Here is a 15,310-nt window from a genome sequence, read left to right on the forward strand (position 1 = left end):
GCAGGCGCTGGATCCGCCGGACGGCTAGATCGCCGCGGCCTCGTTGCGGTTCAGGCGCACGATGCCGGTGATCAGGCGGTAGGCTTTCCACAGCCACGCGCCCAGCCAGACCAGCCACGCGACCGGAATCAGGATGAAGGTTGCGAACAGCACCGCGCCGACCACGACCCACACCACGTACCACCAGAACGAGCGGATCATCCACGTGTGGTGGCTGTGGACGAAGGTGCCCTCGGTGGTCGGGCGCTGCACGTAGTTGAGCACCAGCGGGATGACCGAAAACAGGCCGAGCGAGAAGACAAAGCTCACGGCATGGATGATGTAGAGCCACCACGCGGTGGTCTTGCCCGATTCCAGGCGGGCGTCCAAAACCAGTTCCTGAGACATGGCGTTTCCTCGATTGTTGTGGATTTGATCAGATTATAGCAATGCGGCGCGTGCCGGGGCGCACTATATGGTGCGCTGTAAGAATTCCGCCAGGTCAGCAAACAGGGCAGGCTGGACCTCCAGGCGGTCGAAGCCCGGCGGGTCTTGCGACGGCGGAAAGTTCGGCCGTGCCAGCTCGGGCGGGAATTTGCTCATGAAGGCGAAATGGCCGGCACCGGCGATTTCCTTGTGCTCCACCAGCGCCGTGTCGGCCACGCCGGCGATGACGGCGCGCGCATGTTCGGCCGGCGTGAGCTCGTCTTTTTCGCCGGTGCGCATCAATATGGGGACGCGGACCGCGCGCAGCGATTCCGGAATAAACCAGAACGTGGCGGGATTGAGCAGCACCAGCGCGCGTACCCGCGCGTCGGCCTGCACCGCTACCGGCCGTGGCGGCCCGGCGGGCTTTTCGCGCGGACCGGACCATGGCTGGCCGCCCGCCGCCGCCAGCGCCGTGTAGCCGCCGATGGAGTGGCCGATGACCGCCACGCCGCTTGTCGCGACGTGCGCGCCCAGCACCGGATCGGCAAGTGCGGCGTCTATGCTCAAGGAGATGTGGCGCGGGCGGTTGGCCAGGTTGGCCGTCGTGCCGGCCAGGCTGTTGTCGTGCCGCGTGTTGCCGGTGTGCGCGGGCAGCGCGACCACGAAGCCGGCTTGCACCAGGTGCCTGGCCATGTCCCGGTAGGCCCACGGCGTGCCGGAGTTACCGTGCGAGATGACGACCAGCGGCCATGTGCCCCCGGCAGGCGGCGCGTCCTTCGCCACGTCCAGCGAGTACGGCCCGAAATGCGCCGTGCTTTCCGTGCCCAGCGCGGGATAGAGCAGGGCCAGCGGAATGATCGCGCCCTGGACGGCGTCGTGGACTTCCAGCAGGCGGCAGCCGCAACTTGGATTCATGGATTTAACCTCTAAGATACAATCACGCAGATTATATATAAGCACCGGCGAAGGAGCATCGACCATGGGTAAGCAAGTTTCGGTACTGTTCGTCTGCATGGGGAACATCTGCCGCTCGCCGACGGCGGAGGGCGTATTTCGTCATCGCGCGGCGGCGGCGGGCCTGGGCGACGCGGTGCTGATCGACTCGGCGGGCACGCACGGCTACCACGTCGGCGAGCCGCCCGATGCGCGCTCGATGGAGTATGCGGCCAAGCGCGGCTACGATTTGTCGGCACAGCGTTCGCGCAAGGTCGCGGCCAGCGATTTTGAAAAATTCGACCATGTGCTGGCGATGGATCACGATAATTTCCGCCTGCTGGAATCGGCCTGTCCGCCGCAGCACCGGCACAAGCTGGGGTTGTTCATGGCGCACGCCGGCAACAGCGGATCGGACGTGGTGCCCGATCCGTACTACGGCGGCGGCAAGGGCTTCGACCTGGTGCTCGACTATATCGAGGACGCCTCCGACGGCCTGATCGCGGCATTGAAGGCGAAGCGGCATGGCGCTGAATAACCTGCTGCGGCGGCTGGACCTGACGACCTTGCAGCTGTTCCTCGCGATCCACGAGGAGGGTACGCTGACCAAGGCCGCCGAGCGCGAGGCGATCGCCGTCTCGGCCGCCAGCAAGCGGCTGCTGGAGCTGGAACAGGCCATCGGCGTGGCGCTGTTCGTGCGCAAGGCGCGCGGCATGGACTTGACCCCGGCCGGCGAAACCCTGCTGACGCACGCGCGCCGCATGCTGCTCAGCGTTGAAAAAATCGGCCTGGAGCTGGCCGAGCATGCGCAGGGCGTGCGCGGCTACGTGCGCATGGTGGCCAACCTGTCGGCCATCGTCGAATTCCTGCCGGAAGACTTGCGCGCCTTCCTGCATCTGCATGATCAGGTCAAGCTCGATCTGGAGGAGCGGCCCAGCGGCAACGTCGTCAAGGGCGTGGAGGACAGCTGGGCCGATATCGGCATCTGCTCCGGCGACGTCGACACCCGCGACCTGCACACCGCGCTGTATCGCCGCGACCGACTGGTGCTGGTGATGCGCGGCGATCATCCGCTGGCCGCGCGCGGCACGGCGTCCTTCGCCGACACCCTGGACTTCGACCACGTCGGCCTGCATACCGACAGCTCGATCAACGCGCGCACCCATCTGGCCTCGCGCGCCGCCGGCAAGGCGCTGAAGATGCGCATCCACGTGCCGGGCTTCGACGCCGTCTGCCGCATGGCGCAGGTGGGCATGGGGCTGGGACTGATACCGCATGACGTGTTCACCGCCATCGGCCGGCCTCTTGGCCTGGCGGCCGTGCCGCTGAGCGACGAGTGGGCCAACCGCGAGCTGAAAATCGTGGTGCGCGACCCGGCCGGCCTGTCGCCGGCGACGCAGGCCTTGTTCCAGCACCTGCGCGGCGCCGAGGCCCGCGCCGCCGCCGGATCCTGAGCGTTCGCGTTTCGCGAACGCTGCTTGCGGATTTGCGGTTGGACGTCCGGCCGCCGCTTTCTTATCCTGTCGCTCATACGATAACGACAGGAGACAGTCATGAGTGGACCGCTCACAGGAATTCGCGTCATTGAAATCGGCACCCTGATCGCCGCGCCGTTCGCCGCGCGGCTGATGGCCGAATTCGGCGCTGAAGTCATCAAGATCGAAGCGCCGGGCGATGGCGACCCGATACGCAAATGGCGCAAGCTGCACGAGGGCACCTCGCTGTGGTGGTATCTGCAGTCGCGCAACAAGAAATCGATCGCCGTCAACCTCAAGTCGGAAGCGGGCATCGACATCATCCGCCAGCTGGCCTGCAACGCCGATGTGCTGATCGAGAACCTGAAGCCGGGCGCGATGGAAAAGCTGGGCCTGGGCTGGGACGTGCTGCACCAGCTCAATCCCAAGCTGACCATGGTGCGCATTTCCGGCTACGGCCAGACCGGCCCGTACAAGGAGCGGCCGGGCTTCGGCGCCATCGGCGAAGCGATGGGCGGCATCCGCTACACCACCGGCGAACCGGATGGCGCGCCGGCCCGCGCCGGCATCAGCCTGGGCGATTCGCTGGCCTCGCTGCATGCGGTGATGGGCGCGCTGATGTCGCTGTTGCGCGTCAAGAGCGGACAGGGCGAGGGCCAGGTGGTGGATGTGTCGCTGGTCGAAAGCGTCTTCAACCTGATGGAGAGCCTGGTGCCAGAGTACGACCTGCTGGGCCATGTGCGCGAGCGCAGCGGCGGCGCCTTGCCCGGCATCGCGCCGTCGAATACCTATCCGACGCGCGACGGCGCCTACATCGTCATCGCCGGCAACAGCAATCCGATCTTCCGCCGCCTGATGCAGGCCATCGGCCGCGCCGACCTGGCCGACGATCCGGAGTTCGCGCACAACGACGGCCGCGTGGCGCGTGTCGCGCTGCTCGATGCGGCCATCGCCGGCTGGACCTCCTCGCTGCCGATCGCCGAGGCGCTGGCGCAGCTGGAGCAGGCCGGCGTGCCGGCGGGCCGCATCTATTCGGCGGCCGACATCGTCGCCGATCCGCACTACCTGGCGCGCGACATGGTGCTGCAGGCTGAATTGCCGGGCGGCGTGCAGGTCAAGATGCCGGGCATCGTGCCCAAGCTGTCGGAGACGCCGGGCGAAATCCATTGGCAGGGCCCCTCGCTGGGGCAGCATACCTCGGCGGTGCTCGGAGAGCTTGGCTTGAGCGCGCAGCAGATCGCGCGCCTGCGGCAGGAAGGAGTCGTGCAATGAGCGCCGACCGCCTGATCGTCCAGGAAGTGGCGCCACGCGACGGCCTGCAGATAGAGCCTGTCTGGGTGGCGACCGAGGACAAGATCGACCTGATCAACCGTTTGTCCGGCGCCGGCTTCTCGCGCATCGAGGCCGGATCGTTTGTATCGCCCAAGGCCATACCGGCGCTGCGCGACGGCGCCGAGGTGTTCGGCCGCATCCGCCGGCAGCCCGGTGTGATCTATGTCGCGCTGATCCCGAACCTGAAGGGAGCGCAGCGCGCGCTGGAAGCCGGCGCCGATGAATTGAACCTGGTGCTGTCCGCCAGCCAGACGCACAACCGCGCCAACATGGGCATGAGCAGCGATGCATCGATGGCCGCGTTTGCCGACGTCGTGGCACTGGTGCGGGCCGTGAACGGGGATGCCGCGCGCGCATACAGCGTCAACGGCTTCCGCGCCGCCGTGAGGCTGAACGGTACCGTGGCCACCGCCTTCGGCTGTCCGTTTGAAGGCCCGATCGCCGAGGACCGCGTGGTGGCGCTGGTCGACCGCTATCTTGAACTGGGCATGGGCGGCATCACGCTGGCCGACACCACCGGCATGGCCAATCCGCGCCAGGTCGCGCGGCTGGTGCGGCGCGTGCTGGCCCGCGTGCCGGCCCAGGGCTTGACGCTGCACTTCCACAATACGCGCGGGCTGGGACTGGCCAACGTGCTGGCGGCCTACGATGCCGGCGCGCGCCGCTTCGACGCCGCGCTCGGCGGCTTGGGCGGTTGTCCATTCGCGCCCGGCGCTTCGGGTAATATCTGCACCGAGGATCTGGTGAATATGTGCGAAGAGATGGACATCCCGACCGGCATCGACCTGCCGCTGCTGATCGCCATGTCGCGCCGCCTGCCGCAGCTGCTGGGCCATGACACGGCGGGGCAGGTCGCCAAGGCGGGCCGCAACAGCGATCTGCATCCGGCGCCGCGCCCCAGGGAGGCGGCCCCCGTCTGAACCGTAGTACCCTCATCCTCAATACAAATAGCCGGCGCCACGCAGCGCCGGGCAAGGAGACTTACCATGCAAAACCACACCACACTGGCCGCCGGTTCCGTCGCGGCTACCGCAATCAGCGACGAAGCCGCCGTAGTCCGCAAAGTCGCATGGCGCATCATGCCGCTGATTATGATCTGCTACCTGTTCGCCTTCTTCGACCGCATCAACATCAGCTTCGCCAAATTCCAGCTGCAGGGCGACCTGGGCCTGAGCGACACCGCCTACGGCCTGGGCGCCAGCCTGTTCGTGGTCGGCTACGTGCTGTTTGAAGTACCCAGCAATATGTTCCTGTACAAGGTCGGCGCGCGGCGCTGGATCGCCCGCATCATGATTTCGTGGGGGCTGGCGACGACGGCGATGGTGTTCGTCTCCAGCGAGTGGCAGTTCTACGGCCTGCGCTTCCTGATCGGCGCGATGGAGGCGGGCTTCGCGCCCGGCGTGCTGTATTACCTGACGCTGTGGTTCCCGGCCACCTTCCGCGGCCGCGTCACCTCGATGCTGTTCCTGGCGTCGGCCTTCGCCGGCCTGTTCGGCGCGCCGGTGTCGGGGCTGATACTCGGCCAGATGGACGGCGTGATGGGCGTACGCGGCTGGCACTGGCTGTTTGTGCTGGGCGGCCTGCCGTGCGTGGCGCTGGGACTGGTGGTACTGAAGCAGTTGAAGGACCGCGTCGAGGATGCGGGCTGGCTGTCGGCGGAAGAGAAGGCGCTGCTGCGCAGCCGCATCGCCGACGGCGCGCCGAAAACCGGTGGCCATTCGCTGCTGGGCGCCATCAAGACGCCGGGTTTCCTCACGCTGGGCCTGGTCTACTTCCTGATCCAGGTGGCCTCGTACGGACTGAATTTCTGGGCGCCGCACCTGATCCGCAGCGCCGGCACGCAGAACCCGACCATCATCGGCCTGCTGACGGCCGTGCCCTACATCTGCGGCGCGATCAGCATGGTGGTGGTGGGCCGTTTGTCCGACGCCAGCGGCGAGCGCCGCAAGTACGTCACCGGCCTGCTGATACTGGCGTCGCTGGGCTTCTTCAGCGCCGGCGTCTTCGACAAGCAGACCGGCCTGCTGATCGTGTCGCTGGGCGTGCTGGGCGCCGGCGTGGTGGCGTCGATTCCCGCCTTCTGGGCGCTGCCGCCCAAGCTGGTGACGGGCGCCGGCGCGGCCGGCGGCATCGCGCTGATCAACACGCTGGGCCAGCTGGGCGGCATCGTCAGCCCGGTGATGGTGGGCCGGGTGCGCGACCTGACCGGCAGCACCACGCCGGCGCTGTACGTGATCGGCGGCGCCACGCTGCTGTGCGCCCTGATCGTCATGTACGGCTTGCCGCAGCAGCTCAGGCAGAAAGGCTAGAGCGCGGTATCCTGTAAGCGCTTGCTTAAAAATCAATCCTCTGGCAGCATCATGTTGCCTATGGTTAATTTTTGCGCGGTCTTCAACAGGAAAATCCCATGTTCGATGTTCGTAAATTGCTGTTGCTGTTGTTCATGGCGGCGGGTTCCGCCGCCGCGCATGCCGACGATGCGCCGTTCGTCCGTACCGGCATCCTGGCCGCCCATCCAGCGCCGGTAGGCAAGGGTTTTCCAACGATACTTCCATCGATCGATGGCGACCTGGTCTATTCGCACTACGACGACAACGGCAACACCAAAAGCATCGTCCAGTTCGATTTCGCCAACGGACGCTGGGCCAAGCTGATATCCGGGAAGACCGACCCGGAATTGATTGCCCAGGATGCCCGCTACATCGTGTATCACACGCCGCATTCGGCATCCTTTCCGGTCGAGGTGATCGACCGGAAAACCGGTACGGTGCGGGCGCGGCTGCGTCTCTCCAATCCCGTTGCGGATGCCTTCATCGAGGGCGACAGGCTGGTGCTGTTCCAGGGGCCGGCGAGCGCCTACGGTTTTCAGCAAGCGCTTGCCATCTTCGAGCTTCCGTCGCTCAAGCTCATCCAGGAAACCACGCTGCCCGGCGCCCGCCTGGTCGGGATCCGCGATGGCCGCATCTATACGGCATTCCCGGCAAGTGGAAAAGACGAGCTGATGGTCTTCGACCGCCAGTTCAGGGCGCTGGGGCGTATCCAGATTCCGCCGCCGATGGACCAGATCAACGCCAGCTGCCAACCCGCTATCGAGCAAAGCGAAAACGACCGGGCCGTGCTGATTGCGAATTGCGGTGAGATGCATGTCCTGAACCTGAAGTCGTTCTCGGTCGAGCACAGCATCCGCCGGTACGCGTTCTTTTATTCCATGGCGCTGCATGACGGCTTGATATTTACCCGCGCAATCGACCAGCCCGTTGGCGTGAATGACGGCGTCGTCGTCTTCGACATGGAAACGGGGAGCGAAACCGCGCGGTTGCCGATACCCGCCGCGACCATCGCCATCAAGGGCAATATCCTGCTGGCTGCGGCCGCGCCGGATTCCACCGGCACGGACGCCAAATGGCAAATGGAAACCTATCGGCTCAACACCGGCGCGATGCGCAAGGGTGTGTGGCGGGAGGCGAGGGTCGCGCAGCAGTGCCGGCAAACCGGGGCGCAACTGGCGGATACCAGGGACCTGTATCGCGCAATCGCCTTGTGCAAGCAAGCCGGCGTGGACGGATATGCGCAGGGCGCGGCCATTCCTGCGGCCGTGCTGCCGGCGCTCAGGCGGTATGGAATCTGGCTGAGCCAGACCCTGGACCAGGGGGCCGAGGCGGTGAGGGTGCTGGAAAAGGTGCAGGCTGCGCAACCGGATCCGGAGGTGGCGCTTGCGCTGGCTGAATCCCGCCTCAAGGCGAGGGTGGTCGGCCGCGAGGGGGCCGGGGAACTCACCCGGGAGGAGCGGCAAACCGGCTTCGGGAAAGTGTTCGAGATCGGGGCGCCGCCGGCAAGGACGACCGTCAAGCGCATCGAGTTCGGCGCCTTTTCGGATCTTTTCCTGTTCTCTGGCGACAGGCTGTATGTCGGACGCTACGGATGCGGGAACGGGCGTTGCGATGGCGGCGCAAGCCTGGGCGTTTTCGACCGCGATACACTCGACGAGCTCGCGTCCGTACAGATCGCGCCCGACAACCAGGAATACCAGGACGCCATTGCATCGATCAGCGCCGATGACCGCCGCATCTACGCATGCGTGAGGTACCGCTACGAACAGCAAGGGCAACAGCAAGGACGCCCGAATTTTTTCGTCGTCGATCGTCAGACGCTCGAAGTCATCAGGCGCGAGCGGACCAAATCCGACGAGACGTGCGCGGAAAAGGACAAGGGCAATGCAACCACGGTGACCGTCGACGGGACGCAAGGGGTGGATCGGCAACTGATCAAGCTCGTCAGCCCAGCGGGCGACATGCAAACGCTGTTCGGTTTGCCTGTGACACCGTTGGGCGCGCCCGTGCCCCTCCTGCATGAGCAGACCCTCTATGTCGGTTACGGCAGGGACCTGCTGATATACGACCTCGCGCAGCATCGGCTCAGGCGCTACATCCGGGACTTTATTCACCTGGACGAGCGTCGCATTGAGCGCCTGGTGATCGACCGGGGGCGGTTGATCGCACTCACTTTTCATGGCGTGAACAGCCGCGTCATGCGTTTGAGCGACCTCTGAGGCCGTTCCCGTTCGCCCCCGGGAAAGCGCCGTTCATCGCCATCCGGCCCGCGTTGGTCGGATCGGGCGCGCAAATGATGGCGCTTTTGTCTAGAGTGAGTTCATTGCCATCCACATTGTGAGCGATGGCGATACTTACTCGATGGGGAAAATATCATGCGAACTTATATCTTGGCAGTCATGCTGGGCTGCTGCATTGCCGGCACGGCGGGCGCCGCTGAAAGGCGCTTCTTTTCATACGACGACCTGAAGGCGATCAGCGGCGAATACGATTTATCCGACGGCCGCTTGCTGACCGTCAGCCAGCGCAGCCGCCAGCTGTACGTCCAGCTGGACAAACAGCCGGAGGTGGCGGTGACACCCGTCGGCGACCTCGCGTTCGAGGCGCCGTCGGGCCGGATGCGGCTTGAGTTCGAGCAGTACCCGAACGGCGTCGTGGTCGGCGTGCGGGTGGAGCTGCGTCCGGCTCAGTTCAGCGTAACGAATACCGGGTTGGAGTAGAACCACAGGCTGCCATAGTTGCGGTCGTTGATGTCGTTGAAGCGCGCCGTCGCATCCGCAGTGCCGGTGCGCTGGTCGGCCAGCGGTTCGCCGCCCTGGGTCAGGCCGGCGACGTCGGTGCCGAGGTTGGTGCCGCGCAGGCGGTAGTACTGGTTCTTGCTGGCGGTGACCTCGTAGCTGACGCTGTAGTAGCCATCGGCGTCGACCTTCCAGTCGGCGCTGGTGAAGCGCTTCAGCACCCTGGTACTGGCGTTGGTCGCGACGCCATAGGCCGCGGTGCCCGGCGCCGCCCTGGCGCCGACATCGCCGACGATCAGGTCGACGTGATCGACCACCGGCTTGAGGTTGGCCGCCGTGCCGCTGTCGACCGGCTTTTCGTAGTTGTTTTTGGCCGGGCTCTTGAAGCGTATCGTGATCGTCACCTTGTCGCCGCTGGCAACCTTCAGTTCGCCGCCCATCTCCTTGCGGCTGTCCTTGGCGGCAAGGTTGAAGTCCAGCGCGTTGATCAAGTCGCCATACACCGAAAACATTTTGCCGGAGCGCAGGCCTTGCAGCAGCGTCTGGATGCCGGGCGTGCCCTGGGCGCCGGTGAAGACGTAGTTCTTCGCGTACTCGCCCGGGAAATAGCCGCTGCTGTTGCTGCCGACGATCTTGAAGTGGGTGTCGGAATCGGTGAGGTTCCAGATGCGGCGGCCTTCGCCGAGCAGCGCGTCCCACACGCCGCCGACCTTGGCGACCACGTAGTCGACGCCGCCATAGACGCGCAGTGGCGCGTTGTCGGCCGTGTAGGCGGCGGTATAGCCGCCGCGGTCGGGTTCCATCTGGTTGCCGACCATGCCTTCGATGCCGAACACGATGTTGGGCGCGATGTCGTTGAAGCGGCGGAAGTCATCGACGGTATAGCTGCCCTTGTTGCGCGAAGGGTGATTGACCACGGCGTAGCTGGTGTCCGGGTAGTTGTCCTTGAGCCAGCTGATCGCCTTGAGCGCATCGTCGGCCGTGGCGTTGTAGCGCGTGTCGCCGTACCTGGCCTTCCACGCGGCGACGTCGGCGGCGTCGAACAGCGCCGCGTCGCGGGTGGTGAACAGGTATTCGAATTCCTTCATGCCCTTGGTGCTGGAGGCCAGTTTGTCGCTGCCTTCGAACAGGCCGATGCCGATGTGGTCGTGGGTCGGCATGTCCCACTCGAAGCCCGAGAAAATCAGCTTGTCGCTGTAGGTGCCTGCGGCCTGCAGGGCCTGGACGTGCGGGATCTGGTAGCGCTGCACGCCGACCGACAGCGGGATGGCCGCCGCCAGCGCCGCGCCTTTTTCGTCGCGCGCGGACAAGCGCAGGTGGTCGCTGATGGCCATCCAGTCCAGGCCGTAGGTGGTGAAGGCCTTGGCCAGTACCTTGTCCAGCGTCTGGCTGACATCGGTGTCGGGCGACTGCGTGGTATGCGTGTGCAGGTCACCTGCGATCCAGCGGCCGCTTGGCACCGGCGGCGCGGTTGGCGTTGGCGCCTGGTCGCCGCCGCAGGCGACGGCCAATGCGGCGATGACCGCCGCGGCGAGGATGTGCAGGCGGCGCTGGCCCAAGAATGTTGTGTGCTGCATGATTTACCCTGTGGTGGCTCAAAAGAGTCCGCAAGGTATCAACCGAAAATGACGTCCCGGTGACAACGGCCTATCGTGCGCGGAAAAAGACGGCGCTGTGCGGAACCGCATTGACATGATGCGGATTGACGCACAGCCGCCGCGCGGGCGCCGATCTCAGGTCAGCAGCGGCAGGATGCCATCCAGGCCGACGAAGTTGAGCGCGACGTTGGCCTGCTCGCGCACCACCGGCTTGGCGCGGAACGCCACCGACATGCCCGAGATGCTCATCATTTTCAGGTCGTTGGCGCCGTCGCCCATGACGATGGCCTGCGACGGCTGGATGCCCAACTCCGCACACACACGCTCCACGGTGCGCTTCTTTTCCTCGGCGTCGACGATGCCGCCGACGACCTTGCCGGTCAGGCGGCCGTCGACGATTTCCAGCTCGTTGGCGTGGGTGTAGTCCAGTCCCAGGCGCTGCTTCAGGCGCGCGGTGAAGTAGGTGAAGCCGCCCGACACCAGCAGCGTTTTCAGGCCGGCCTGCTGCACCGCCTTCAGCATCTCTTCGGCGCCTGGCGACAGGCGCAGGCGCTCTTCATACACGCGCTCCAGCGCCGAGGCGTCCAGGCCTTCCAGCAGCGCCACGCGGCGCTTCAGGCTCTCGGAGAAATCCAGTTCGCCGCGCATGGCCGCTTCGGTGATCTCGGAGACTTCCTTTTTCAAACCCTGCATGTCGGCGATTTCATCGATGCACTCGATGGTGATCAGGGTCGAATCCATGTCCATCGCGACCAGCTTGAATTCGCTCATCTTGTGGATGCCGATGGAATAGGTGGCGTCCAGCTGCGCGGCCTGCGCGGCCACTTCGATGGTCTGGCGCAGCGCCGGCGAGAAGGTGATGCCGTCGCAGCGCAGGGCGCGGTCGCCCAGCCACGTGATGCCCTGGGGGGCGGTGAGCGCGGCGATGCGCTCCAGTCGGGCCTTGCAATCGTCCAGGCCCTGTAGAACTAAATTCATGGTGTTTTTCATAAATGCGGATAGCGTTTTTTGGGCTAAGTGTTTAACTTACGTGTTATGGCTCAAGCGGTCAACTGTTTGATGGCGGCCTTGATCTGCGCCACGCGCGCTGCCAGGTCCGGCATGGCGGCGGTGATCTTCAGTTTGTCCTGGCCATTGAGCTTGATCTGGCGGTTTTTTTGTATCAGGTCGATGATGCGCATCGGGTCGATCGGCGGCTTGGCCATGAACTGCAGCGTGGCCGCTTCGCCATGGGCGTCGATCTTGACGATGCCGACCGTCTTGGCGGCGATGCGCAGGCGGTGGGTTTCGATCAGCGCCTTGACCGGGTCCGGCAGCTTGCCGAAACGGTCGATCATCTCTTCCTGCATGTCGTCGATCTTGTCCTGGACGTTGCAGTTGGCCATGCGCTTGTAGATCGATAGCCGTTCATGCACATCGCCGCAGAAATCGGCCGGCAGCAGCGCCGGCACGTGCAGGTTGATCTCGGTGGTGGTGGCCAGCGGCGCCGCCAGGTCCGGCTCCTTGCCGGCCTTGAGCGAGCGCACCGCCTCGTTCAGCATGTCGGAGTACAGCTGGAAGCCGATCTCGGTCATCTCGCCGGACTGGCTGTCGCCGAGGACTTCGCCGGCGCCGCGGATTTCCAGGTCGTGCATCGCCAGATAGAAGCCGCTGCCCAGTTCTTCCATCTGCTGGATCGCGTCCAGGCGGCGCTGCGCCTGCTTGGTCAGCGACTGCACGTCGTGCACCAGCAGGTAGGCGTAGGCCTGGTGGTGCGAACGGCCGACGCGCCCGCGCAGCTGGTGCAGCTGCGCCAGGCCGAACTTGTCGGCGCGGTGCATGATGATGGTGTTCGCGGTCGGCACGTCGATGCCGGTTTCGATAATCGTGGTGCACAGCAGGATGTTGAAGCGCTGCGCGACGAAATCGCGCATGACTTTTTCCAGGTCGCGCTCGTGCATCTGGCCGTGGGCGACGGCGATGCGCGCCTCCGGCAGCAGCTCGGTCAGCATCGCCATGCGGTTCTGGATGGTCTCCACCTCGTTGTGCAGGAAGTAGACCTGGCCGCCGCGCTTCAATTCGCGCAGGCAGGCTTCGCGGATGATCGATTCGCTTTCGCCGCGCACGAAGGTCTTGATCGCCAGGCGCTTTTGCGGCGCGGTGGCGATGACGGAAAAGTCGCGCAGGCCTTCCAGCGCCATGCCCAGCGTGCGCGGGATCGGCGTGGCGGTCAGCGTCAGCACGTCGACTTCGGCGCGCAGCGATTTCAGGGTTTCCTTCTGGCGCACGCCGAAACGGTGTTCCTCGTCGATGATGACCAGGCCCAGTCGCGTGAACTTGACGTCGTCCGACAGCAGCTTGTGGGTGCCGATGATGATGTCCAGCGTGCCGTCGGCCATGCCCTTGATCGCCTGCGCGATCTCCTTCCCGGTGCGGAAGCGCGACATCTCGGCGATGCGCACCGGCCAGTCGGCGAAGCGGTCGGCGAAGGTTTGTGCATGCTGTTCGGCCAGCAGCGTGGTCGGCGCCAGAATCGCGACCTGCTTGCCGCCCATGACGGCGATGAAGGCCGCGCGCAGCGCCACTTCGGTCTTGCCGAAGCCGACGTCGCCGCAGACCAGCCGGTCCATCGGCTTGCCCGAGGTCATATCCTTGATGACGTTGTTGATCGCTTCCTGCTGGTCCGGCGTTTCGTCGAAGCCGAAGCTGTCGGCGAAACGTTCGTAGTCGTGCGCCGAATATTCGAACGAGTGGCCCTGGCGCAGCGCGCGGCGGGCGTACAGGTTCAACAGCTCGGCGGCGGTGTCGCGCACCTGCTCGGCGGCACGGCGCTTGGCTTTTTCCCACTGGCCGGAACCCAGCGTGTGCAGCGGCGCGTCGTCCGGCGAGGCGCCGGAGTAGCGCGAGATCACGTGCAGCTGCGACACCGGCACATACAGCTTGGTGTCCTTGGCGTATTCCAGGTGCAGGAACTCGGTTTCGCCTTCGCCCAGGTCCATGCTGGTCAGGCCCATGTAGCGCCCGATGCCGTGGTTGATGTGCACCACCGGATCGCCGATCTTCAGCTCCGACAGGTCGCGCACCATCGATTCGACCTGCGTGACGGCTTCCTGCTTCTTCTTGCCGACGCGGCGGCCGGAGCCCGCATACAGCTCGGTCTCGGTGATGAAGATCAGGTTCTGCTTGCCGTCGGAGAGTTCGAAGCCGGCGTGCAGCGGCGCCACGCCCAGCATCAGCTTGGCGTCGGAACCTGCGAAGCCTTCAAAACCTTCGACCGGCGTCAGCGCCAGGTCGTATTCGTTGAAGTACTGCTGCAGCGTTTCCCGGCGGCCGTTGGATTCGGCGCAGATCATCACGCGGCGGCCGGCCTGCAGCAGGTAGGCGCGCAGGTTGGTCAGCGGGTCGTCGGTGTGGCGGTTGACGGCGATGTTGGGCACCGGCGCCGACAGCTCGGAGGCGCCGCTGTCGGTGTCCTTTGAAATCGTCAGGCGGCCGTAGGGCTTGGCCAGCGTGAAGAACTGCTCGTCCGACAGGAACAGCGCTTCCGGCGCCAGGATAGGGCGCTCGCGGTCGGCCTTCAGGAAGCGGTAGCGCGAGCCGGTGTCGGTCCAGAAGCGCTTGATGGCGCCGTCGATGTCGCCCAGCAGGGCCAGCGCGGCGCCGTCGGGCAGGTAGTCGAACAGCGTGGCCGTCTCTTCGAAGAACAGCGGCAGATAGTATTCGATACCGGCCGAGGCGATGCCGCTGCTGATGTCCTTGTACACCACCGAGCGCGAAGGATCGCCTTCGAACTGCTCGCGCCAGCGGCTGCGGAAGGTGGTGCGCGCGACTTCGTCCATCGGGAATTCGCGGCCCGGCAGCAGGCGCACCTCGTTGACCGGGTACAGCGAGCGCTGGGTGTCGGCGTCGAAGGTGCGGATGGTTTCGATGGTGTCGCCGAACAGGTCAAGACGGTAGGGCAGGGCCGATCCCATCGGGAACAGGTCGATCAGGCCGCCGCGCACCGAGTATTCGCCGGGCGACATCACTTGCGTGACGTGGGTGTAGCCGGCCAGCGTCAGCTGCGACTTCAGGCGCGCTTCGTCCAGCGATTCATTCTTCTTGAAGAAGAAGGTGTAGGCCGCCAGGAACGACGGCGGCGCCATGCGCACCAGCGCGGTGGTGGCCGGCACCAGCATGACGTCGCACTGGCCGCTGGAGATTTCGTGCAGCGTGGCCAGGCGCTCGGACACCAGGTCCTGGTGCGGCGAGAAGGCGTCGTAAGGCAGGGTTTCCCAGTCCGGCAGCAGGTGGCAGCGCAGCTGGTCGCCGCCGAACCATGGGATCTCGTCGAGCAGGCGCTGGGCGTCGCTGGCATTGGCCACGATGACGGCCAGCATGCGGCCCTGGGATTTGAGTTCGAGCGCGGTCAGCGCCAGCGCATAAGCGTCCGACGAGCCGTGCAGCGTGGGCAGGGCGTAGCGGGTGCCGGGTTTGGGAATGGATTTAGTTAAGGCTGAGGACACAACACACATTCA

The 15,310-nt window shown here is 65.4% G+C and carries 12 protein-coding genes; 7 read left to right on the forward strand and 5 right to left on the reverse strand.

The window, feature by feature from the left end; all coding sequences use genetic code 11:
• Positions 1-24: 24 nt before the first annotated feature.
• Both ACEN9F_RS00555 and ACEN9F_RS00560 read right to left on the reverse strand, forming a co-directional pair.
• Entirely contained in the window at positions 25-387 is a 363-nt protein-coding gene (locus ACEN9F_RS00555) for a DUF4870 family protein (RefSeq protein WP_413416759.1), read from the reverse strand.
• A gap of 63 nt (positions 388-450) precedes the next feature.
• Positions 451-1,323, reverse strand: a complete 873-nt coding sequence (locus tag ACEN9F_RS00560; protein ID WP_413416761.1) for an alpha/beta hydrolase family protein — start codon at positions 1,321-1,323, stop codon at positions 451-453.
• Positions 1,324-1,387: 64 nt separating this feature from the next.
• Here ACEN9F_RS00560 and ACEN9F_RS00565 point away from each other — a divergent pair, with 64 nt between their 5' ends.
• The 7 genes from ACEN9F_RS00565 to ACEN9F_RS00595 all read left to right on the forward strand — a co-directional run bounded on the left by ACEN9F_RS00565 (position 1,388) and on the right by ACEN9F_RS00595 (position 9,198).
• Complete coding sequence (locus ACEN9F_RS00565) at positions 1,388-1,879, forward strand: low molecular weight protein-tyrosine-phosphatase (RefSeq protein WP_413416763.1); 492 nt, start codon at positions 1,388-1,390, stop codon at positions 1,877-1,879.
• Positions 1,866-2,795: a LysR family transcriptional regulator gene (locus ACEN9F_RS00570; protein ID WP_413416765.1), complete on the forward strand. Its 930-nt coding sequence runs from the start codon at positions 1,866-1,868 to the stop codon at positions 2,793-2,795. Before ACEN9F_RS00565 ends, ACEN9F_RS00570 begins: the two co-directional genes overlap by 14 nt.
• Before the next feature lie 99 nt (positions 2,796-2,894).
• Positions 2,895-4,088, forward strand: coding sequence for a CaiB/BaiF CoA transferase family protein (locus tag ACEN9F_RS00575; RefSeq protein ID WP_413416767.1), 1,194 nt, complete (start codon positions 2,895-2,897; stop codon positions 4,086-4,088).
• Positions 4,085-5,068, forward strand: a complete 984-nt coding sequence (locus ACEN9F_RS00580; RefSeq protein ID WP_413416769.1) for a hydroxymethylglutaryl-CoA lyase — start codon at positions 4,085-4,087, stop codon at positions 5,066-5,068. The genes ACEN9F_RS00575 and ACEN9F_RS00580 overlap by 4 nt, the downstream gene beginning before the upstream one ends.
• 66 nt (positions 5,069-5,134) lie before the next feature.
• Positions 5,135-6,457 carry an MFS transporter gene (locus tag ACEN9F_RS00585; protein WP_413416771.1) on the forward strand — a complete coding sequence of 441 codons (1,323 nt, stop codon included), beginning with the start codon at positions 5,135-5,137 and terminating at the stop codon, positions 6,455-6,457.
• A gap of 98 nt (positions 6,458-6,555) precedes the next feature.
• The gene (locus ACEN9F_RS00590) at positions 6,556-8,697 is read left to right on the forward strand and encodes a hypothetical protein (protein WP_413416773.1); all 2,142 of its coding nucleotides are present in this window, start codon (positions 6,556-6,558) and stop codon (positions 8,695-8,697) included.
• Between the two features lie 156 nt (positions 8,698-8,853).
• Positions 8,854-9,198, forward strand: coding sequence for a hypothetical protein (locus tag ACEN9F_RS00595; RefSeq protein ID WP_413416775.1), 345 nt, complete (start codon positions 8,854-8,856; stop codon positions 9,196-9,198).
• On the opposite strand, the gene ACEN9F_RS00600 is transcribed toward ACEN9F_RS00595, so the two are convergent.
• The 3 genes from ACEN9F_RS00600 to mfd form a co-directional block, all read right to left on the reverse strand.
• Positions 9,165-10,793 carry an S-layer protein gene (locus ACEN9F_RS00600; protein WP_413416777.1) on the reverse strand — a complete coding sequence of 543 codons (1,629 nt, stop codon included), beginning with the start codon at positions 10,791-10,793 and terminating at the stop codon, positions 9,165-9,167. The genes ACEN9F_RS00595 and ACEN9F_RS00600 overlap by 34 nt on opposite strands.
• Positions 10,794-10,949: 156 nt before the next feature.
• Entirely contained in the window at positions 10,950-11,792 is an 843-nt protein-coding gene (gene serB / locus ACEN9F_RS00605) for a phosphoserine phosphatase SerB (RefSeq protein WP_413416779.1), read from the reverse strand.
• Between the two features lie 62 nt (positions 11,793-11,854).
• Positions 11,855-15,307: a transcription-repair coupling factor gene (gene mfd / locus ACEN9F_RS00610; protein ID WP_413416781.1), complete on the reverse strand. Its 3,453-nt coding sequence runs from the start codon at positions 15,305-15,307 to the stop codon at positions 11,855-11,857.
• Positions 15,308-15,310 lie beyond the last annotated feature (3 nt).

It is taken from the genome of Duganella sp. CT11-25, assembly GCF_047302815.1.
Classification (GTDB): Bacteria; Pseudomonadota; Gammaproteobacteria; order Burkholderiales; family Burkholderiaceae_D; genus Rugamonas.